This window comes from Bacteroides sp. D55t1_190419_B8, assembly GCF_015558905.1.
In the GTDB taxonomy this organism is placed as follows: Bacteria; Bacteroidota; Bacteroidia; order Bacteroidales; family Bacteroidaceae; genus Bacteroides; species Bacteroides vicugnae.
On record NZ_JADMOU010000003.1, the window covers coordinates 117,544 to 142,111 of the forward strand.

Annotated in this window: 13 protein-coding genes; 2 read left to right on the top strand and 11 right to left on the bottom strand. The window is 38.7% G+C overall.

Annotation, left to right across the window (positions count from 1 at the left end; genetic code table 11):
• Nucleotides 1-68 precede the first annotated feature (68 nt).
• Together I2I13_RS04045 and I2I13_RS04050 are read right to left on the bottom strand one after the other, a co-directional pair.
• Complete coding sequence (locus tag I2I13_RS04045) at nt 69-641, bottom strand: RNA polymerase sigma factor (RefSeq protein WP_195648866.1); 573 nt, start codon at nt 639-641, stop codon at nt 69-71.
• 105 nt (nt 642-746) lie between these two features.
• Nucleotides 747-1,736: a glycoside hydrolase family 43 protein gene (locus I2I13_RS04050; RefSeq protein ID WP_195648867.1), complete on the bottom strand. Its 990-nt coding sequence runs from the start codon at nt 1,734-1,736 to the stop codon at nt 747-749.
• 165 nt (nt 1,737-1,901) lie between these two features.
• Here I2I13_RS04050 and I2I13_RS04055 point away from each other — a divergent pair, with 165 nt between their 5' ends.
• Nucleotides 1,902-3,005, top strand: coding sequence for a family 43 glycosylhydrolase (locus tag I2I13_RS04055; RefSeq protein ID WP_195648868.1), 1,104 nt, complete (start codon nt 1,902-1,904; stop codon nt 3,003-3,005).
• A 2-nt stretch (nt 3,006-3,007) separates the two neighbouring features.
• Here I2I13_RS04055 and I2I13_RS04060 read toward each other — a convergent pair whose 3' ends face one another.
• The 9 genes from I2I13_RS04060 to I2I13_RS04100 form a co-directional block, all read right to left on the bottom strand.
• A complete protein-coding gene (locus tag I2I13_RS04060; protein WP_195648869.1) occupies nt 3,008-5,956 on the bottom strand; it encodes a glycosyl hydrolase 115 family protein in 2,949 nt (982 codons plus the stop codon).
• A gap of 267 nt (nt 5,957-6,223) precedes the next feature.
• Nucleotides 6,224-8,275, bottom strand: a complete 2,052-nt coding sequence (locus I2I13_RS04065; RefSeq protein ID WP_195648870.1) for an alpha-glucuronidase family glycosyl hydrolase — start codon at nt 8,273-8,275, stop codon at nt 6,224-6,226.
• 37 nt (nt 8,276-8,312) lie between these two features.
• Nucleotides 8,313-9,485 carry a glycoside hydrolase family 76 protein gene (locus I2I13_RS04070; RefSeq protein WP_195648871.1) on the bottom strand — a complete coding sequence of 391 codons (1,173 nt, stop codon included), beginning with the start codon at nt 9,483-9,485 and terminating at the stop codon, nt 8,313-8,315.
• 27 nt (nt 9,486-9,512) lie between these two features.
• Nucleotides 9,513-10,430: a DUF1735 domain-containing protein gene (locus I2I13_RS04075; protein WP_195648872.1), complete on the bottom strand. Its 918-nt coding sequence runs from the start codon at nt 10,428-10,430 to the stop codon at nt 9,513-9,515.
• A 22-nt stretch (nt 10,431-10,452) separates the two neighbouring features.
• On the bottom strand, nt 10,453-12,246 hold the full coding sequence (locus tag I2I13_RS04080) for a RagB/SusD family nutrient uptake outer membrane protein (protein ID WP_195648873.1): 1,794 nt from the start codon (nt 12,244-12,246) through the stop codon (nt 10,453-10,455).
• Nucleotides 12,247-12,259: 13 nt separating this feature from the next.
• Nucleotides 12,260-15,337 carry a SusC/RagA family TonB-linked outer membrane protein gene (locus tag I2I13_RS04085; RefSeq protein WP_229128558.1) on the bottom strand — a complete coding sequence of 1,026 codons (3,078 nt, stop codon included), beginning with the start codon at nt 15,335-15,337 and terminating at the stop codon, nt 12,260-12,262.
• Nucleotides 15,338-15,362: 25 nt separating this feature from the next.
• Nucleotides 15,363-17,240 (bottom strand): RagB/SusD family nutrient uptake outer membrane protein, encoded by a 1,878-nt coding sequence (locus tag I2I13_RS04090; RefSeq protein WP_195648874.1) that lies wholly within the window; start codon nt 17,238-17,240, stop codon nt 15,363-15,365.
• A 20-nt stretch (nt 17,241-17,260) separates the two neighbouring features.
• Nucleotides 17,261-20,422: a TonB-dependent receptor gene (locus I2I13_RS04095; protein WP_195648875.1), complete on the bottom strand. Its 3,162-nt coding sequence runs from the start codon at nt 20,420-20,422 to the stop codon at nt 17,261-17,263.
• Between the two features lie 37 nt (nt 20,423-20,459).
• Nucleotides 20,460-22,529, bottom strand: a complete 2,070-nt coding sequence (locus I2I13_RS04100) for a glycosyl hydrolase 115 family protein (RefSeq protein WP_195648876.1) — start codon at nt 22,527-22,529, stop codon at nt 20,460-20,462.
• Nucleotides 22,530-22,853: 324 nt separating this feature from the next.
• On the opposite strand from I2I13_RS04100, the gene I2I13_RS04105 reads away from it, so the two are divergent.
• Complete coding sequence (locus I2I13_RS04105) at nt 22,854-24,482, top strand: DUF6377 domain-containing protein (RefSeq protein ID WP_195648877.1); 1,629 nt, start codon at nt 22,854-22,856, stop codon at nt 24,480-24,482.
• The last annotated feature ends 86 nt before the right edge of the window (nt 24,483-24,568 follow it).

Below are 24,568 nucleotides of genomic sequence, written 5' to 3' on the forward strand. Positions count from 1 at the left end.
TACTCACCTTTTTCGAAGTTTTTTCCACTTTTTTTGATAGGCAGGAAAAATGGGCTGGTTATTCTCTCTTATTTTCTCTTAAATAAGTCGCGGATACGTCCCAAAGCCCGTTGAATAGAATTAGAAACAGACTGATTATTCATATCTGTCACCTTACTGATTTCATCGATACTCATCTCTTTGATATACCGATAATAAATAATTTCGCGCTGTCTGTCCGTCAATACAGACATCATAGAATGTACGGTTGTCTGAACTTGTTTTTCCTGTTCATTATTAATATATATAGTTTCCGGAGTGGAAGGAGAGTCGTCAACCGTATCTTCTCTCTCACCTATTTCATCAAACGGGAGAGAATCTGTTGTTTTTTTCAGCGCATTAAAAAGAGTGTTTTTCAACGCCACTGTCAAATAGGCGGCAATATTATCTGTTGGAGCCAACTTTGCACGATTCATGTGAATTTTCACAAACACATCATGTATGCAGTCTTTAATTAATTCTTTATCCGAAGTATATAATAATCCGAATCGAAACAGATCTTGTACTGTTTGATTATATATTTGGGTATACGCACTCGAGTCTCCTTCGAGAAACCTTTTCCACAGAAGGGAATCAGAGAGAGCGTGTATATCCGATTTCATTATAATAAGTATATTGAATTTATAAGGACAAAAATAAAACAATAAATCAAAAAAAGCCCATCTTTATTAAAATATTAATTACCGATGGGCTGAACTTTTCAGATTTTACTTCAATGGGCTGGCTTCTACTCCCTCGAAAGTCATCTTTATGGGTTTTATTTTTCCGTCTTTATCAAAAATCATGCGATCAATACAGGTCACACGAGCGTTTCCATCCGTTTCACCTAATGGATGGCGATGATAAATGATGTACCATTCGTCCGCTCCCGGACCTTTCACTACAGAATGATGACCGGCACCCGTTCCAATATTGGGATCTCGCTGTAAGATTTTTGCTTCTCTTTTAAAAGGTCCGAATGGTGAGTCGGCAATCGCATAGGCTACGCAATAATCCGGTCCGGTCCAACCGCCTTCCGACCACATAAAATAGTATTTACCGTTACGTTTTAACATGAAAGGTCCCTCTACATATTTTTCGGGAGTTACTTCCTTATAGATGGTACCATCCTCAAACGGTACGATACTCAACAAGTCCGGAGCCAGCTTCACCATATTGCAATGTCCCCAGCCACCATAATACATATAATACTGTCCGTCATCATCTTTGTAAACAAACTGATCGATCGGCTGTGCACCATTTACAAATTTATCAATCAGAGGTTTGCCCAGTGCATCCTTAAATGGTCCGGCAGGATTGTCGGCTACAGCCACACCGATACCTCCCAGCTCGTTATTACTTTGAATATCATTCGCACCGAAGAATATATAATATTTGTCATTCGCATGAACCACAGCAGGTGCCCATAAAGCACGTCTAAACCAACTTATATTCTCTTTCGACAACACTTTCGGGTGTTTTGTCCAGTTCACCAAGTCTTTAGACGAGAAAGCATCCATGAAGGTTTGTTCGTCATAAGGCGCCGAATACGTAGGGTAAATCCAGTATTCATCTCCAAACACAATTCCTTCCGGATCGGCATACCAGCCCGGAAATACAGGATTGCCACTTGTCTTTGGTTGCTGACCGGCCTTTTGCCCAAATACAGACAGGGAACAACAAATAATACAGAAAAGAATAAGATGTTTTAGTTTCATATAATATCAATTTTAAAGTTCGTGCTACAAAGATGAGAAAAAACGAATAGAAAATTCAATAATTATGAACCAATTAAGGATAAATACTAACCAATCTGCAAAAAAAAGATGATTTATCAAGATTTTGTGCTTTCTTTGCAGTGTCATTATAAAATGAAAAATACCATGAAAAGCGGAATCTCATTACTAACTGTACTTTTAGTCATTATTTGTGCATCTTGCCAACCCAAGAAGAAAACAGAGCCGGAAAAGGAAACGATAACAGGAGATACCTATACGAATCCGTTGCGCGAAAAAGGAGCAGAACCATGGAGTGTTTTTCACGAAGGGAAATATTACTACACACAAGGTTCCGAAAGCAGGATCATACTTTGGGAAACGAGTGATATAACAAACTTGGATGACAGTCTTAAAAAACCGGTATGGATACCGACAGACCCTAGTAATTCGCACCATTTATGGGCCCCCGAGCTACATCGGATCAATAATAAATGGTATATCTATTTTGCGGCAGATGACGGTAACATGGACAATCACCAGATTTATGTAATTGAGAACGAGGCTGCCACTCCTACAGAGGGAAAGTTTGTCATGAAAGGCCGAATACCGACTGACAAAGATAACAACTGGGCGATTCATGCAAGCACTTTTGAACATAACGGACAACGTTACATGATCTGGTGCGGATGGCAAAAACAAAGAATCGACAGTGAGACACAGTGCATTTACATCGCTTCCATGGAAAATCCATGGACTCTTTCTTCCGATAGAGTCCTGATTTCCAAACCTGAATATGAATGGGAATGTCAATGGGTCAATCCTGATGGCAGTAAAACGGCCTATCCGATTCATGTGAACGAGGCACCTCATTTTTTCCAACCGAAGAATAAAGACAAAGTTTGCATTTTTTATTCTGCCAGTGGTAGCTGGACGCCTTATTATTGTGTAGGATTACTAACAGCAGACGCCAATGCTGACCTGCTGGATCCCGCTTCCTGGAAGAAACATCCGACACCCGTATTTCAGCAGGAGCCGAAAAACGAAGTTTTTGGTCCCGGCGGCAGTTCTTTCATTCCTTCACCGGATGGAAAAGAATGTTATATGCTTTATCATGCCCGCCAGATTCCCAACGACGCTCCGGGCGCAATGGACTCACGTACTCCCCGCTTACAAAAAATGGAGTGGGACAAAGACGGAATGCCTGTACTGGGAATACCGCAAAAAGAAGGAGAACCCATGGCAAAACCATCCGGTTCCCCAACCAATTGAGACTAGTTACATTTTGTACTTTCAGGTCCAAGATATGAACGTTTTAATCCTCCCATATCAATGACTATTTTTTGAATAACGATTCCGGGATCACCACAACGTATCTGTATAGTATGTTTACCAGGTTTCTTCACATACAAAGTAGATTTATTCACTCTGCAGTTCTTTAGTACGCTATCATACCAAATTTGAGAATACTCAATAGCGGAAGTCGAAGGAGTAGAAATAGATCCATCATCTATACGGACACTATACTTTGTATCTGAATTAGTATGTTCCGGCAATTTATAGTCTCGTTCCGCGTGTAACGGGAATGTGGGTAGAACATACGTATACACATCATAAATTCCAGCATTAAACGTATAAAAATCATATTCTACTCTAGGTACATCACCCGCACGATACATCTGTAAAGGCGCCATAGGAGTTCCCATTTGTAGAGAACTTTCTTCAAAACCGAGTCCAGGGAGAACAGTCATTTTGATATCCCTATTCTCAAACTTGCGATGAAAATCAACAGCCGGGATAGAAATATATCCATTCTCTTCGACATATAATCCTTGTACCTCATCACGTATAGGAGAAACCGGATTAAAAACAGAAACCAGCACACATTCTTTCTGACCTCCAGATACAATTTCAATATCTCCTCTTATCCTCTCTCCCACAGGAACTTTAGTCCAATCGATAGAAACAACTATTCGATTTTCCAACGAAGTTTTTCCAGCTTCTTGCGAGAGTATTATCCAATCAGCTGAAGATTGTGCATTCCATACGATTTCTCCTGTCCCCTGATTATAAATATCAATCCAATGTTCCTTGCGAGAGTAAGTGCTGAAAGCAGGCAAACTATGAAAATTTAATCCACCTTTGTCCAATGCCTCACCTTCCGCTTGGACTGCAAGTTTAGGACTTCCCATAGGAACATAGTTCTCCTCCATCAACGGAACCATGAAATAAGAACTTGTACCATCATAGTTCTGTTTCAGAGACATCATATATTTCCATTTCCCATTCAACAACGAATTATAGCTATCGGTAATAAGTTTCAAGCTATCATGATAATTTTTCACCTGTGCTTTCAGTTGACTGGCAGCTGCACGTTGCTGACGGACATACTGGCGATAAAATTGCCCTTTTATAGTCATGTGATTCATCAGTTCGGCACCCTTTACCGGATAATACAATAGCTGATACAATGCCGGTTTAGCTTCTTCCGTCAATGAAAGAAAAACATTTTCCGCTTCTTTCCCAATACGACGATATTCACTCAGACGTCTTTCCGCCTCATTATAATTAGCGAAAGAGAATTCAGTATCCGTACGTTTTTCTCCTCCACCCCAATAATTATTCCAATACCCCCACCCCATATATTCCGGTTTTCTGGAAAAAGCAAGATTAATATGTGAAGTTGTAATATCCTCAAAAACATTATAATATTGTTCTCCAAACATCTCAGCCAACCAATGTGCTGGATAAGTGACCACATTATTGGTATTAAACTGTTCAATATTATAAGCCATATCAAGGAATAGAGAAACCTGCATTTCCGCTCCTTTCAAATCTCCACAATTAGCCAGCCAAATACGATCCGCAGTAGTATCATAAGCTTTACGAAGTTCTTCATACATTAAAGCTGGAGGAGTAGTACTGTACCACAAATAACTATGAGGAACTCCCAAATAAGATAAGTGATAATAAACTCCTGATCGTCCGGAACGCTTTTGCTCCTGCGGACCACTCAATCGCTTCATATACCCAAAATTATCATCCGGCCAAATAATTGTAACATCATCCGGTAGTTCCAAACCATTTGAATAAATTTCCAATACCTCTTTATAAGGAGTAAATGCTTGCGGAATTGTTTCAATTGGTTTATCAGTATGCCTGGCTATAATATCACGTTGGTCTTTCAATGCACTCTCCAGCAATTTCACCTTCTCTTTCATCGATACATCTCCGCCTCCCATAGCTGCATCGTGAAGTCCCCGCAATGCCAGTGTATATACATTCTCATAAGCACAAATCTCTTCCACACGGCTTCCTAAAACCTCATTAATTTTATCTTTATTTTTTCCATAGTCCCAAGGACCCATAGTTTTAGAATTCCATTCACTAGCAGTATTCAACAATAATGGTTCGCAATGACTAGAGCCCATCACAATGGCAAAAGTATCTGCCACTAACTTATTTTCAGGTATCTTATAAAATGCAGTTGACACCGGATGCATAGCAGGGGCCAAATGATTTGCTTTCAGGCGTAACAACAATTCGCATATTTTGGCATAAGTACGGGGACCGATATTCCCACGTTCCTTTTCAAAAGTCTTAGCAGCCCAAGGTTTTAATCCCCAGTCCTCATCATTCAAGAAAATCCCCCTATATTTCACAGAAGGAGTCTTAGATAAAGTAGCAGGAGCATCTACATAAAGTGTTTTATGTTTCTTCACAGGGACATCCGCCCACCAGTACCATGGAGATACACCTGCCATTTCCGAAAGAGAGAATAAACCGTAAGCGGCTCCTCGTCTATCACTTCCTGCTACCACCAAAGCCTTACTCACACCCGGAAAAGGACGATCAACCATTTGAATCAAATACCGTTCCCAAGCTCTTTCCAAAGGAGCTATATTTATTTTCCCTTTGGAAGCTAACTGACGAATTGCCCGATTCTTCTCAATAGTGCCAACAATGACCACTGCTCTTCCCTTCTTACATTCATTTGTCAATTTCAGTCTTTGACCCGTAACATTCTCAATGTCTGATACAAACAATTCAGTGGCCTTCTTTACAACCAGATAATCATTAGCATCATAACACACAGTCGCCTCCACATTAGAAGTAACTAACGGAAAAACATTTTTACTATGTTTTATATTCTCATTCACAACGACTTGCGATTGCAGAACAGATGCCATCATCAGTAATATTAATAGCGAAAAGACTTTCATTGATACAATATTTCTAGTTATTTAATTCTATTTCTTTTTATTATAAAAATTATTAATCACACTTACCTGCACTCCCAAAGGTATATCCGCACCAATAGCCGTACAAATAGCAGAAGTATCATCTATAAGTGAGTAATTTCAGCCAATTAGCTATTAAAAGATCACATCCAAAGTTCGACAGTTTATTTGGCAAATTATGAAAATAGCTGTTCAATAAAGAATAAAAAACAGCCATTTTCATATAAAAAAGTTAGAAAAGCTCTTCTCTTATTTATAAAGATTGAAAAAATGGATAGCAGAATCATAAAAGGCTTGTGTATCCTTTTTTTCTGTAGCGAGGCTTTCCATCACTTCACCAAAGCGTCGCTCATCAATTTTACCACGAAGTGATTTCCAAAGTTCAATATTTCTGTCAACTTGTTCTATTCCCTGTTTCAAATTGGCAATAAGTTCCTCACGAAGCGTCAGGCCGGATTTCATTTTATGATTCCAAGGAGTTCTGTGAAAACAAAGTAAATACAATTCAGGGCATTGATTGATATCATTAAAAAGTGAACGATTCGGTTCAAAATACTGTGATACATAATCAGAGCCAGTAATCGTCCGATCATTACCAATACTTTCATTATCTATCTTCCATTCTTTATTGGCTCGTATCTCAAAACCAGCCAGATAATGCCCTTTAACCTGTACCGTAAATCCAATACTATAAGGAGCATGACTACAAACAAAACTTTTCCATGTTGGCATCATCATTTGTTCCACAACTTTCAAAGTTTGTTTGTCGCAGTTCCATGTCGATTTTATCCACTCGGATGTAATCTTATGGGTCTCCAGTTTCGGATTCCAAGCCAAACGTCCGAAAGCAAACCAATTAGCTTGCGCAAAATGGTGTCCTGTCCAATTGTGAGAATCACCGGTATTGGCCACTCCTGCTATAGCACGATATGACTGAGGGATTACCTCACCTGTCAGAATTTTGGCAATGGTACTTCCAGCACCTTTACAATGTGTGTCAAAATCTAAAAACTCTCTCCACATTGGCAGCAAATACACCAGATAAGTAGAATGACCGAGATACTCCTGAGTAATCTGAAGCTCTGCCATTAAAGGGGTTCGTGTCATACTTCCAAAAAGAGGTTGTGCAGGCTCACTCGGTTGAAAATCCAATGCTCCGTTTTTAGTTTGCAAAATTACGTTATCATCAAACATTCCATCCAGCGGTAGAAATTCCTTATAAGAACGCTTTATCCGATCTTTATCTATTTCCGGATTATATACAAATGTCCGCCACATTACAATCCCCCCATGAGGTTTCAAAGCACGTGCCAGCATATTAGCCCCATCTGCATGCGTACATCCATAATCCTGCGGTCCCGGCATTCCTTCTGAATTTGCTTTTACTACAAATCCACCGAAGTCAGGAATCAATGAATAAATTTCATCAGCTTTTGTTTTCCACCACTTCTGTACCTCAGGATTTCGAGGATCAGCCGTATTCAAATTTCCTACTCCTCCCCATTGCCTCATGACATCCGGTGTTGCAGATGGTTTCATGGGAGCTCCGAAATTGGCTGCAAGATACACACGTATATTATATTTACGGAAAATTTGAGCCAGAACTGCAATTTTTTCTAAATAATCACGGCGTAAAAAGCGAGGATCGGCATTGACATTATTCAAAATCACTCCATTTATTCCAATAGATGCGTTAGCACGGGCGTAGTCGGTGTACCTCGGATCTATTTTCCCGGGTAAGTCATTCCATTTCCATAATGATCTTCCAGCATATCCCCGTTCTATAGTTCCCAGATCATCCCAGTGATTCAGTTGACGGGAGTCCAATGCGGGAGTTTCTCTGATATTCAAGTGTTCAAGTGAATATTCACATTGTATCAAACGAATCAAATGGAACGTACCATAAAGAAATCCCGCATCGGAATAAGCCTGGAGTGTTATTCCCTTTTTACCACTGCGAATAATGTATCCCTCCTGCCCCAAGCTTTTATCTGCACAAAAACTCATTTGAATGCCTTTTTTCTCATTATGAACGAATTCTGGCGTGATTGTCAACATGGCCTTCAAACTGCGTTTCAGTTCGTCAGCTATCACTTCATCATATCGACTGCCGGACAAACGAATTTGGCTGTAATACTGAACATAAGTTCTTTTCAGCCTAGTATCCAGAACCGGTTTATAATTCAACCAAAGTTGATATCCCGTATCAGTAGTAGCTGAAGTCTGTGCATATCCACAAACACTTCCTATAAGACATAAGAAGAATAGGACAATACTAACGTGAGTAAAATGGTTATTCATGCCTTTTCAAATTTACAAATATGTTACAAATATACTATTATTCTGCTAAATTCGCCAACATCCGGGCAACTCCCTCCATCAAAGATGCACCGCTTGTCTGAGCTCCCATAGAAGCAATATCACCGGATGGAAACACCTTTCCCCAATAATAATTGCAATACATTTCCGGATATAAGCTTCTGTCCAAATTATTCCATAATACAGTTGCATTATCCTGCAAAAAGAGAATAATACGTTTTTTAACATAGTCGGAAGCCTTCTCATCTAAAGCCAGATTTACAGCATAAGGAATAAAGACGGCCTTAAAAATGCTACCATCCATAGAGGTACCTTCATCACGCAATATCCAATTCTGGAGACATCGATCACTGGTCATCGTATAGTTTATCACCTCCTCTGCTTTCCTCATGTACTGCCGTTCCTGCGTTATATGGTACAACTGTCGACACGCTTCACCAAAAGTTCCCTGCGTATAAGTTAAGGGTGGTTCCTCTACCCTACCATCACCTTTTAGCAAATTTTTCACAATATAATCATATAACATTTTCGCATCATTCAGATAATTTTCTGTACCATATTTTTTATACAATTTAGCTGCAATCAAACAACCCGGAGAATTGGTACATGCATTCCTGCTTTCATCATTGCTTTTCCATGGCAATCCGGTTCCTTTAGCATCCGTTCTTGCCCGAGTAATAATATGCGTATCGTAAACTGTTTTAGCCATATTAATGTATATATCATCGCCAGTAGCCTCCGACATATGAATTAATGTCAGACAAATCCAACACATATCATCTGTAAAAGAATTCAAAAATCCAGTCTCATCATTTTTATCATGATTATAATTATTAGCCTTATTTTTAAGCCAAAGCCTGAAATAATTCTCATAAGTATCGGCCAATTCGGGATTCTTATTCTTAATCCGTTCATAAGCATATACAATAACATCCATAGCATGAGCTTGTTGCCAATAAATATTATAAGACCCTCCACTTACATTCTTCGGTGACTTCCAAAACGTTCCTTTTTCTTTGTTCATAAATTGCTCTACCAGAACAAACGTACAGCTATCAGCAACAGCCGTCCAATCAATCACAGGATCTATTTTTACAGTTTCTATCACCTCCAGATTCTGCCATCCAGCTTCTGAATCACAGGCAGAAAAGATAGACAAGATAGATAAAATAATAGGAATATATATCTTCATTTCTTTATTTTTTTATAATACTATTAATTACCAAGTTTCAACACGTAGATCATATAATGGATCCTGACGTAACACTAACTTTTCAGCAACATGATAATATTTTCCGTCCTTTACATAAGTATATTCCAGATCAAACTGAGGAGCACGCGTACCAACATTAGCCACATAATCATAATCACCTTCAGTTTTATAGCTTCCTGACGCATCACTTATAGCGGCCTTACCTTCCACACCTGTCACTACAACGTTCTTATCAACATCCATTATCAAAGTCACACTACCGACATTTTCTTTTTCATTACCGACTCCCGGACACACAACAGTACGTGGAGCAGTACTTTTAAAACCAACAGTACTACAATTGATAATGTCATGTGTATTTCCATAATTTACCGGACTGCCCAAAGCGGTTCCTGACGCATCAACCTCCGTAACAGTCCCCATACGATAATACGTTCCAGCATAAGTACTGATATATTTAATGATGGCAACAGTTGTTTCAGCACCTTCACGCAAAGCTCCCAAAGAGTTTTCAGTCATACGAAACGGTAAGACATAGTGATCTTTCAGACTAAGCGGATCATTATAGAATGCTTCCGTAAAATCAATGCGAACATCAGCCACTGGAAGATTAGACTTGCGTACCCGGAAATATTCCGGGTCTGAGAGAGTATAATAATCACTTGGAAGCAGTTCCTTACCAGTGCCTTCTACCAATGTCGGATCAATTACAAATCGAGCCCAATCCGACATATCCACTTCTCTTTTACCCCCAATTGATACCCCTATGTATATCGGCATATCACGCTCCGAAATAACTGTACGCATTGGTTTACTAACAGCAAATCCCATATTAGGATTTTCATAATCGCTCACATAATCATCATAACACGAAGTAAATCCTAATAACGCAATAATAAATAATAATGTATTTATAGCTTTCATAATATCCTGTTTTTATAAATTACTACTTTCCCCACCCTCTATTATTCATAAGATTTGAGTTCTTCAGTATCTCGTCGTAAGGCAACGGGAGATAATAATAACGCATATTATCAAGCGGGCGTTCTTCTATTGGCACAACCTCAAAGACTTCAGTACCATCTACTTTCCGAGTAACTTTCATACCTAAAATGGTCTCATCGAGTGGCAAAAGTCTACGACGTAAATCCCAAAAGCGTTGATTTTCAAAAGCAAACTCTATACGACGTTCATTCTGAATCAATTTTGCAAAACTTTCTTGAGAAACCGCCATCTCATCCAGATAGGTAACATCAGTTATTCCTCCTGATTTTTCACGGATCGTACGAATAACATCATATGCAGACATCGTACAATCCGGACCTACAACTTTTGGCCCCCATGCTTCATTTGCAGCTTCTGCAAAGTTATACCAAACTTCAGCTTTACGCAACATCGGGTTATAGTGACGAGACTCCTGTTGATCAAGAGGCTTAATGAAATTTGCAAGATCTGTATTAATGAACTTTGCAAGATAATACCCAGAGCGACTTGCCTTTTCATTCAAATAATCAGAATCTTTTCCTCCATATGCGACATCTATGTTAGAGTCGTTTGCTCCAAACTTCCGCCCTTGATAGTAGAGATTCACATCAAAACGATTGTCACGTATACAGGAGTAAGGATTCTCTTTATCATATCCGGCACGAGGATCATCAATCGGAAACCCATTTTTTGCAGGAAATGCCGCAGCAAGATTATGAGAAGGAACTGTCTGCGCATTTCCATAATAGAAAGGAGGATAGTGACGACCTTCAATAGCATGTCCCTTGCCTACAAATGTACGAAAAAGGAACTCAGTAGATTGTGCGTCTCCACCATCATACAGTTCTTTCGGTTTTAGAGCAGCATAAGTTGTCATTCCGGACATTTGGAGTACTTCATATGCATAGGTTGCCGCCCGTTCCCATTTTGCCTGATAAGCAGTTTGATCTACAATAGTATAATCCCCCATACCATTTAACCTAACAATATTGTCAGGCTGATATGCCGGACTTGCAGCATATAGTAAAACACGAACTTTTAGTGCAGCGGCTGCTAGACCAGATGCTCTACCAAAAAGATTCTCACCCAAAATTGCATCACTCCCCGAATAAGTCAATGGCAGCAAGGACATAGCTGTTTCACAATCTTCCGCTATTTGTTTTACACATTCTTCATAAGTATTACGTACAAAGTTCTCCGGATGTGAAGACTCTTCCGGAGTAACAAAATGAGTTACAATGGGATAACCAAGTACTGAACCATCATCTGTTTTTCCCCCATACATCTGTAATAACTGAAAACCAGTCCAAGCACGCAAGAAAATAGCTTCTCCTTTAAGGCGCTGTTTGATTTTCCTGTCATTGTCCTCGCTTGTCATACTATAACAAACATCATTTGTCAATCCCTTATCCAGGAAAATATGAATTTGCTGGAACTGATTATAACATTTACTCCAAATACCCAATGGATTTGTAGAAAAACTAAAAGCACCTTGTCCAGCGCGATAAACACTTGAACCTGTATTACGAGTCAAAGCATTATCTGTAGCCGCATCAAGAAAATTACCATCCCACGCATCAGGAGAAATCATGACATCCTGATAGACTGAGAGTAAAACACCTTGAGCTTTTTCCGCATTTGTCCAAGTATCATCTTCCGACCACTCGTTTGTCAGTTTAGTATCAAGCATATCGCTACATGAACATACAGTGCCTGCCAACAAAACCGTGATAAATGTATATTTTATTAATTTCATAATCATAATAAGTTTAGAAAGAGATTGATAATCCACCCGTAACAGTACGGTAGGTAGGATAATTAGTCACACCAGAGAGTATCCTTTCCGGATCAAGATCTTTAATGCCTGAAAGAACAAAAAGATTAGTTCCACGAACAAAAAACTTATAGTTCTTGCCGATACCTTTTCCTGATTTATTCACCAAAGTATAACTCAACTCAATATTCTTAAGACGGAAAAACGAACCATTCTCCGCCCAGAATGTAGAGTTACGTTGATTGTTATCGGCTGCCATTGTTGTCAAGCGGGGTTGAGTCCCCTCTGGATTGTTCACTGGGTGATAACGGTCAAATGCAAGTACAGAATATCCGTTAAGACCAGAGTTCCAGTAATAAGAACTCGTGCATAACTTAGTAATACCTGTGGTGACAGTACCTAAAATATAAAGACCAAATCCTTTATAATTTAAAGTAACATCAATCCCCATTGTTGTAGTAGGAAAACTCTGCCCAATACTTTTTTGGTCATTATTATCGACAGTTCCATCACCATTCAAATCCGCATAAGCAATGTCACCGACCTGATAATTGCCAAAAGTCTGATTAGCATGACCTGCAAGAGGAACATCTTTACCAAAAAGTCCTTGTGCCTGCCATCCAAAGATCGTGCTGGTCGGACGTCCTATTGCCTTACGATACTCTTCCATATTACTTAGTTCATTACTTTTACGCAATTTATTTTTCGTATAAGTAATATTGAATCCCACATTATAAGTAAAATCCTTTCCTATTTTATCATTCCAACTTACATAAGCATCAAATCCCTGATTCATGACTTCCCCAATGTTCTCGTACGGAATAAAATCACCTCCTGTTGCTGCATACTTAGCATTATTTACACCTATAATATTCTTACGCAACTCACGGAAATAGTTAATTTCAGTAGAAAGGCGGTTATGCAAGAAAAGCCCTTCTGCACCCACGTTCAGCTCATTAGAATACTCCCACTCCAAATCGGGATTACCCCAACGAGAAAGATCGGTAGTATTCCCCCCAATAGTCGGTCTGAACTCTTCCTTATCTCCTTTTTTCCAATTTGTTCTATAAAGGAAGAAACCGGTATTACCAGCATAACCAAGATGACCGTAACTAGCCTTTAACTTCAAAAAGTCTACTTTTTTCATATTTTTCAAGAACGATTCATTAGAAAGTACCCACGCTGCGCCAATTGCCCGGGCAAAGAAGTATTGGCTACCTTTCTCAAACTTATTACTTCCCATTGCAGAAAGTGTACCTTCAAGCATATACCGTTTGTCATAATTATAATTAGCCCGGAATGTAAAATTAGCATCTTTCGAGTCCTGTGAACTGCCTGTGGCTTCTTCTTGAGTATAACGAAAAGCAGCATTGGCAGAGACTCTATGAAGTCCGAATCTATTTTCATACCCCACATTCGCCCGCCATCCGAAATAGCGATATGTATTATTTGCTACAATCGATTGCTTCTTAGGCAAATTCAGTCTTTTTCGCTCCGTAAAACGAAGAACTTCATCACCATTAGCATCCAAATAACGATCAATAGAATAAGTTGGGTATGCATTACGTAATTCCTGACGTAAATAACTGTAATTATCAAAAGTCATATAAGCATCGGCAGTCAATCCTTCTACAAACTCATTCAAATCAAATTTTAATCCCAGATTCGTCTGACTGTTTACATATCTTTCTGATGTATTCCCCCCATATGCCATATCTGAATAAAGATTGCTTGATTTACGAGAGCTTGCTCCAAAAATCAAAGAACTTCCATCTACAGCAATACCATCATGCCCGTTGATCGCCTCCGGAGAGATTATAAATGGATATTCATTGGAACGAAGGGTAGATATCTCTCCAAATAGTCCTTCACCATCCTTTGCTCCCCAGTCCTTCTTTTCAATACGTGCCGCAACATCTGCTGCAACCGAAAGAAAATCTGTAATACGAATATCCAGATTACCACGAGCGTTTATTCTATTCAAGTCAGAACGGTCTCCCACTTTTTCCAAACCAGAACTTCCTGTATAGCCTACAGTCACAGCATAAGTAGCATTTTTATTTCCACCATTCAGTTCAAGAGTGGCTTTCCGGAAAGTATTCTGATCACGAAGAAACTCTTTATAATAATCTACATTAGGATAAAGCAGGTCATTTACTCCTGATGAATGACGGTAACCTTCTAAATCTTTATCCGTATAAAATGGAGACATACCGTCATTTTCACGTGCCTCATTAAACAATGTGGCATAATTATAAGAATCGAGATACTTAGGTAAACGTGTTGTAGGTTGCACACCATATTCTAATCCAAGCCGAATAATACGCTTATGTGCTTCTCCACGTTTAGTGCGCACCAGCACCACTCCATTAGTGGCCTGCGCTCCATACAGAATTTTAGCCGGAGCATCTTTCAAAATCTCAATTGATTCTATTTCCTCCGGAAGAATATCATCAATCGGACGTTCAATCCCATCAACAATTACAATAGCATTATTCGTACCATTGTTGTGATGCCCGCGAATATAAAGTGTCGAATTATCATAGCCAATTCCGCCCGTCCCTGCAATAGCAATCAGACCAGCCGCCTGTCCTTGCAAAGTATTGGATAGTTGTAATTCAGGCATTGTTTTCAAATGTTCAATATTCACATGACCAATAGCAGCCGTTAAATCAGACTGATATGTTTTAGCACCATCACCACGTTCATAAATATCACGTTCTGTTGAGTACAATCCTTCAAGCTCAAGTTTGATTTCACTGGGACATCCCCCCTCCTGTAAATTAATCACTGCATCCTTATACCCAGGAGTCTCAATCAGAATGGTGCCATTTGCCTTTGTTTTAAGGGAGAAACAACCATTCACATCTGTATAATTAGTTATTGCTCCACCCCCACTTAATACCATAACATCACGCAACGGCTGACCGTTTACATCGGTTACTCGAGCTTTTACCTCAATTACCGGAATTTTCTTCTTATTCTTGTTCTGGGCTTCCACGTCCATTGTACCTCCTATCAAAAAAGCCGACGCAAACAATCCCATGAAAAATATACGATATCTGTTTCTCATAAACATCTAAAATTAAGTATTTTCATTACCAACCCGGATTCTGTTGCAAATTGCGAAGCGCATCCACATCATGCTGTGGCAACGGATACCAGTAATTACGCATATTCGAGAATCCCCGAACTTCTTTAGTCATGTCAAATTTCTCATAAGTGAAACTTTCCGGTCTTGTTTTATCACCATACGAACCAACAGGATGAAACTTAACTCCTTGAAGAGGATATGCTGTTTTAAATAAATCATGCATAATCATCCAACGACGCACATCCCACCAACGGTGATGCTCGAACATAAGCTCTACCCCACGTTCACGACGATACGCTTCACGGAACTTCTCCGGATCATTCACTATATCCGAAGGCAAATCCGTCACATCTACACGATTACGAACTAAATTTATAGCTTCTTCTGCCGTCATTCCACAATTCTCTACTGTAGCTGTCGCACTTCCAGTCGCTTCAAACGATGCTTCTGCAAAATCCAGATAAAGCTGAGCAACCCGAATAAATACAGTTTGCGCACAGTATCTTAACCATTTATCATTACCACTAGGAAAGTGCTGCCCATGAGCATCTTCCCAAAGAAATTTACGGCACATAAAACCCGATATTTCACGTCCATTCGAATGTTTGGATGTCAAAAAGTCATTATATGGTTTTGAACCAACCCATAAACGAATATAATAGGTTGCACCATTCTGGTAAGTTCCCCATTTATCACCAGGAATTAATATATTATTATAAAAACGAGGGTCACGTTTGGTGAAAGCATGTTCTGGATCAAACTCATAACCGGAACGAGGATCATCAATCGGATAATATATTCCATCATCCCCCTGACGTTCGTACATATTAACAGCATTCAACGTCGGACAAGACATGGCAAACGCTTCCGCCCCCGTGCCTGTAGCCAACTCCGGATAAAGCCAGAACGCACGTAACGTTTTACTCCGATCCGTTGTATTTTTCATGCTACGGCGCGTCCATATATGTTCTGGCTGCTTTATCTGCGTATCCGGAAACCAAAAAATATTCGTATATTCTTCCTTAGTCTCCATCCTCACTCCGGTCACCCCCTCATTATCTTTCATATACTTAATAGCCTGCCAAGCAGCCTGTGCCGCTTTCTTCGCCCGTTCCCGATCATAAGTTTTCACTTCAATTGAATTCAGATCATTTTGCATTAAAGGACTTGCATCATACAATAACGCCATCTCTTTGAAAGCCATGGCTGCCAATTTCGTCGGACGACCGTACTGCATATTTTCCCAAGTATCAGGAAGCATAGCTATCGCTTTATCGATATCCCCAATCATCCAATCCGAACTTTCATGATAAGTGACACGGGGAAGATCATCATCTCCACCCTCAAAAACGCGATCTATGATAGGCATACCTCCATAACGTTTTATAACCGAGAAATAAAACCAGGCACGATAAAAATAAGCCTGTCCCAGAATCTCTTTTTTTTGTTCTTCCGTCAACGGGACTTTATCAATATTGGCAATCACACGATTCACAATACGTAAAGATGGATATGCCTTTCCTATCGGTGTTTTATCCCCATTACCAATCTCAGTAACATTTTCACTCTTACCCGTCAATAACCAAGAGCCTGAAAAGAATTTAGCAAAAACCGTACTATTATATGTTGCTGCCATTTCATCGGCCATTACACCCACATAAGTACGGCCATAACTACCTCCATCAGCACTTTCAAACCAATTGTAATTATCTAATTTGGAATATACACCATCCAAAAAGCCACGAATCGATTCATAATTTGCATAAACAGAAGTTTCGTCAAGCCCGCCAGCATCTTCACGTTTATCCAGGAAATCTTCGCATCCTACATTTAAAAGCAAGAAAAATCCCGCCAACAATATATATATACATTTATTCTTCATACTACCAATTATTAAATGAATCAGAACGAGAGTCTTATACCGGAGGTTATCGAACGCAGAATAGGATAGCCTTTCTGGTTACCTTCCGGGTCAATACGGTTATCTCCTCCCCAAAATGTCAACAAATTATTGCCATTCACATAAAGCTGTAAATTGGAAATACGCGCAGCTTGCAACCAACGTTTGGGTAATTTATAGCTAACTTCAAGATTTTTCAAACGCAGATAAGAGAAATTTCGATAACGATATGTACTCTCTGTTCCATTAAATCTGCCATTATTAATCAAATGTAAAGCCGGAGTTGTAATGCCACCCTGATTGGCAGTTTCCGGTGTCCATGCAGCCATGACATCAGGCTGTGCATTAATCTTTCCATCGATAAATGAAGCCATATATACATGATCTACTAATTTATAGACACCTGTTGGAGCATAAAACATGGCACTAAACCCTAATCCTTTCCAGTCAAATCCTAATTGAAAACTATAAGTGTGCAAGGGGTAATTAAGTTGTGAAACTGCAACTTTATCAGAACCATTCAAAACACCATTGGCATCGAAATCAACATAAACCAAATCACCTGGAATTACCTGACTCGGAGCAACAGAATTAATAGAACCTGTTTGGGCATAATTAAATACATCATCAATAGTTCCATAATTACCAATAGCCAAATAGCGAATCTGATGTCCAATAGGCTTTCCTGCACCTTTCAGGTGCTCTGGAGAACGATATGGGTCATCACGGAACACAACCCGGTTTTCACTTGATGCCATAGTGAAACCAACATTATAACGAAAATCCTTACCTATTTTATCTTGCCAGCGCAACTCTACTTCAAATCCATGATTCTTAGTACGCCCCATATTCACAGCATTGAAAGTCGCGCCTGCTATTGATGAAGTAGTGTTAGGTGTCATTAAAATATCCTTTCGTTTCTCATCAAACAAGTCCAGTGTCATGGATAGTTTGTTCCAGAATCCCACTTCAATTCCCAAATTTTGTTTGGTTGACTTCTCCCAAGTCGAGCCCACGTTTGCAATAGAGCCTTCTTTATAAATAGGTCCCCATTCATGCGTTTGCGTATCACCCAATGTTATCACTCCCCCAGAAGTAAATGACTGTATATAATTCCAGCGACTTGCTCCTGCATCAGAACCGACCTTTCCCCATGAATAACGAAACTTAAGATTAGTCAGTATCTTACTTACACTACTTTTCTTTATAAACGGTTCTTCCGAAAGACGCCATCCCAAAGAAAATGAAGGAAACAATCCAAAACGATGTCCGCGAGCAAACTTTTCCGAACCCGTATACGAAACATTCATCTCTCCTAAATACCGCTCTTTCCAGTTATATGTCACACGTCCTACCCAGTCCTCATTATAGCTAGGGAAACGAACATTGTCACCATCTTTTGAATCATAAATCTGCCGATTAAACAAAGCAAGTGCCCCGACATTATGACCATTGAATGTACGGTTATAAGCTACTGAAAACTCATAATAGAAACGACGTGTATATCCATCTAACCTATCATAATATTCAACAGTAGGAGACAAGGGTACGGACTCTGCATCAGGAAGACGTGTATTCTCAATCATTGGATACGAAACCGAACCATCCTGATTAATAATCGGATTAGCGTAGTCGTAAACACGATGATAACGGATTATAGACTTTAACGCCTGATTCGCACTTCCTCCACGAGTTACATTAGTCGAGGTAGTAGAGGAAGAAGAATAAGACAGCTTAGCACCAATTTTTAATCCGGGAGTAATAAAATCCAGTTTCTGCTCAAGAGACGCATCATACCAGCCTTGAAAAGTCTTACGTAAGTTTGCACCGGCCAGATTCATATTAGCAACCGGATTCTTTTCTTCATCATCTCCCCAATATCCATCAGAATATTTCACAGGGTGATCGCTCGTAGACTCTGTCATTATACGGTTAAATGGATTATCGCTATCTAGAGATTTGTTACGATATGCCATTTTACCGGCAACATTCACAGAAAGTTTTGTGGTGGAAGTAATATTAAAATCAAAATTAGAGCGCCAATTATAACGTTTGTACGTATGTCGCGGATCAAAAGCATCGTTTTCTTTCAAATTGTAGATATCACCGTCTCCCTGATAACCTACAGAAGCAAAATACTTCATATAACCAGTTCCTCCACGTATGTTTACATTATAATTTTGGGTATAGCCACTACTTACCAATTCATCCCACCAATTCACATAAGGAAATACATCGTTGTAAGCACCATAGTTACCTTCCTCATAAGCACGCTGCCAAGCTTCAATCGTAGAAAGAGGAATCAATTTATCCCAACTTCCATCATTAGCAAGCCCTCGATTATACGCTTGCATAGCCGTCACATGATCAGCTAAATGCATACTTGTCGTCGGACTCTTAAACGTCACATTTGCCGAAAAATTAATTTCCGGCGAATTGTCCGTACCACGTTTGGTTGTAATAAGAATCACACCATTACCACCACGCACACCATAAACAGCCGTTGCAGAAGCATCTTTCAGAACAGAAATTGTTTCAATTTCATTCATGTCAATATCATCCATGTCGCGCTCGATGCCATCCACTAATACTAAAGGATTCGTATTCCCCCATGTACTCTTACCACGAATATACATCGTCACATCATTATCACCCGGCTTTCCCGAAGAATTGATTGCTATGACACCATTCAACTTTCCTTGAAGAGCTTCCGAAACAGAGTTCACACTACCAGACTTCATCAATTCCAGTCCGTCCGCTTGAGTGATAGAACCAACATTCGTCACTTTTTTCTGAACACCATAACCCACCACTACAACTTCTTCGAGTACACTCGCATCTTCCTGCATCTTAAAAACGGTTCTTTTGACTGCCTCTTCAGCTTTCATTTCAATGGACTTATAGCCTACATACGAAAATTGAAGAACAGAATTAGCTTTAACAGTCAGCTGAAACCCTCCATCAAAATCAGAAATCGTACCTGTAGTAGTTCCCTTAATCTGGATATTCACCCCGATAAGAGTCTCACCACTTTTCGCATCCACAATTCGTCCCTTGACTGTTTTTGGCCATCCTCCATCGGCATGACTGATCTGTACCGAAAAGAGCAATAGAACCAACATCAGCAGACGAAATACTTTCGTGCTAAAATCTACATTTCTCATAAATTAGATCCAATTAGGTAATTAATATAAATTGTTATTAAATCTCTTTACGTAGTTTATACAATAACTTTAGTTTAGCGGGAATATTGAATTTACCGTTGAACGAATCCCCAGTATACCAAGTAGCAAATACGCCTTCTTGAGTAGCATAGAGCGTATCACGAGCTTCCTCTAACTGCCTAATTGCAGCATCCAGATTTTCAACCCGTTCATCAGTATTTTTATATGCAAGAACAAAATGATATAATGAACGGCTTAAGGCTTCCATATAATGACACGGAGCTGCCAGATTATCCCTGAAGAAACGTTGATCTTGACAAGGAAGTTGTTTCAGAAGATCCTCACAACGACGGGAAACTTCACCAAAACGAAATACAGCTCTCTCCATTCCTGCAATTAAAGAGTCAACTTGATTATTTCCGTCAATACGAAACGTCCGTCCCGGTATCCGTTCAAATCCTATATCATACAAAGGATTGGGAGAAAAATCCTGAAAACGTTTTCCTATTTGATCGAATACACGTGAATATCTTAAATCCTGAAAAATAAACTGCCGTTCCATATTTGGAAATGCAGAAGGCTTCTGCTGCCAATAAGCATAATAATAATCATGATAAAGCTTAGCAACTTTAGCGGCATGTTTCTTTCCAAAGTACTGCGTACAAAAATCCAGTAAAAACGAATCAGTATCATAAAGCTGCATATCCCACATCATACAAGCATTGGCAGCCATTTCCATTACAAATTCCCGCAAATTACCTGCGTTGACAACAGAGAAAGTCAGCGGTCCACGAGTATTGACATATCGATAATTAAACTCCATTTTCCACGGACCTTCGGCCGGAGCCAGATGAGCACCGGTAGAAGTAAACTGAAGATTCATATAATAGCCCAGCTTCACTTGCTTTTTTGTATCAAAGGCAACCAAATCATCATAAGGATAATGGTCTCTCCGCCCGGCCACAAATGTCCAAAGCATGTTCTCACCCGTTGGTGGCTGAAGATAGTCTTTGGCTAATAAATCAGACAGTTCATCATAAAAAGTCATACGAACAAAAGGATCTTTTTCACCTGTTGCTTCCTTTATCATATCCAGTTGAATACGGATCATACGGTTAATAACCTCCGCACGCTCCTTATCCGTTTCCGGAGCATCAGAGAAAGCTGCCCAAAAAGGCTGGTCATTAATTCCACGGAAAGAAATCTGCCAAAGATTTTCCTGTTTATCACGGCACACAGTTTCAATGCTATACTGCCAGAACTCACGCAACGATTCCTCATCAGACAATAATAACTTAGGCGGTTCCATTTTACGCACTGTCCGCCAATAGCCCTCCCAATTCATCAGATTGTTGTTACAAGCAACGTGATGATGAGAAGTTAATATCAGACCATATTTACGCAATAATGCAGCTCGACTATTCAATTTATAATCAGGGTATGTTACTGTCGCTTCTAATTCTACAGTATTAAGTTTCAGCCTCAACATAGTCTCAAGCCACAATTCATCATTTTCTTTCGACAGCTTCCTCCATGGCTCAAATAAATCTGTATCATTAGGAAACCATGCACGATATCGAACTTGTGGAGACTTTTGATAATAGTCAAAATCTGAAGAAATCATTACTTGTTTCTTATACTGTGGTTCCCAAGACGAGAAATACCATAATGCCGGCACTTCAAGAAACTGTTCACTAAATGTATAAAGGGCATAAATAGTGCCCCGCATATCTTTTCCATGGATGTATATCCGTCTCTTCAACACATCACAATAAATTCTATGGGATTCAAAACCATCTAAAGAGCGAAGCAGTAATTTATCAATTAACAGATCATCCGTAGATTCATTAACAACTACAATATCTATCCCTTTTGCATTATCAGCCCTTTGAGAAATCTCCGGTTTATAATGCATCACTTTCTCAAAGTCTTTAGATAAAGTTGCCACCGCCAATTTCACAGGTTCAACTTCGTGACCGGATACCACAATCTGAAAGTTACCATCTTTTAAATTTAGAGATGAGTTAGCATTTATTGCTAACGATGAAATGGAAATAAAAGACAGCATAATCAGAAGCGATACAAACAGTCTACTATAATTCTTCATAGTCTCACGATTTTTAAATTCAAGTCATTAACATCCTATTTATTGAAGTGGAGGCAAATTTAAAAATTATGAACTGGATAAAAATGAAGTATGTTTATCGTATAATAAAAATATAGGTTTCTCAAAAAGAATAATTACTAATAATCAACTACTTAACAAACAAGATTAAGGCAAAAATATAGGGTTTTATACATATCTGTACAGAATATATACTACTCTTTTTTATATATAATATAGACACAAACAACCTTTATATGTTTTTTTTATATATTTTTGCGGAAGTACTCATATTAGATAACCTCCAGTATACTTACATCAGAATCTATGCAAAAAGTTAAACAGAAATACGGTTTCATTTTTTTAATGATATCTTTTATCCTTACTTCTCTATTTTACATGGGATGTTCTCAAAGAAAACAAGTAAGAAATAAAAAAGAAATCGAAAAAAGAATATCGCCCGTATTGCAGCAAAAAAGAACGTACCGTCAAGAAAAAATAGAACGTGTAGATTCCATTAAGCATTTTCTTCATACCAATGAAAATGCTATGCATGAAGAAGATATATTTAAAGAATATATGAATTTATACAATGAGTTCAAATTATATTCTTTTGATTCTGCTTATCACTATGCCACACAGTTGTGTAAAATAGCCAATGAACTAAACTCATCAGGTTATAAAATTAGTGCCAAAACTCAATTAGGCTATATCCTAGCACGTGGAGGGTTCTTTAAAGAAGCTATCGACACTCTATCTTCAATACAAATTGAAAAAGATGCATTACCTGACGTCGTGCTATCGAATTATTATATCAGCTTCGGCCGTGTTTATCATGATCTGGCAGACTATACAAAGGATGATGTATTTTCTGCGAAATATAATAAACTAGGAAATGAACTATTATACAAGAGTTTATCACATTTGACAGATTCATCTACTATATATTATGTAAAAGGGAAAATTGCTCTCAAAGAGAATAAAGTAGAAAAAGCCAAACAATTCTATCAACAAGCATTGCATCTATGCGATACGACAGATTCGGAAACACTTTCTATACTTCTGTCGACGATGGCATTCATTGACTATAAGTTGGAACTGAACGACGAAGCCATTGAATATTATGTACAAGCAGCCATCAATGACATTCGCAGTGCGATCAATGAATCTGTATCTTTAAGAGGATTGGCAACTATACTTTATTATTATAAAGATGATGTGGACCTTGCTTCCGATTATATAAATGAAGCTTTTGAAGATGCCACTTTCTACGGAACACGTCATAGAATGAATGTAATCGGAACATTATTACCTGTTTTTGTCGGAGAAAAACTTGATATTGAAAAGGTAAAAAGACAAACCTTCCAAGACAGTTTCATACTAAGTTCTGTTTTTGCAATTATACTAATTGTCTCTATAATCTACATTCTGATACAAATGAAACGTCTTCGCCGTTCACGGGAACTGCAGGAAAAACTAAATGCAAAATTAGCAGAAGCAAACAGAATCAAAAATTCATATATAGGACATTATCTGGATGCAACTTTCAAACTTGTCAACCAACTGGATAAGTTTGTACTGGTAGGCCAACAAAAATTGGATAATAAACAATACGATTCTCTTTATTCAATGATTCATAATCTGAATCAGGAATATAACAGAAAAAATACATTTGCAGATTTTGATCAGACTTTTCTGTCCTTATTTCCTACATTCGTAGAAAGTTTTAATGCATTGCTTCATTCTGAAGATCAATTCGTAATAGATAACAAGTCTTCATTGAATTCTACTTTACGAATTTTTGCCTTAATACGCCTGGGAATTACAGAAAATGAGCAAATCTCTACTATTTTAGGGTATTCAGTAAACACGGTATACAATTACAGAGTGCGCACCCGTAATAAAGCAACAGAACCCAAGGATTTTGAAGAGAATGTCAAAAAAATAGGTTTATAAACTTCCATATATTTATATGCAAGAGCCTATATTTTTGCATATCATCATATTGTTATTTCTTTGATTATCAAAACAATGCCATTCAA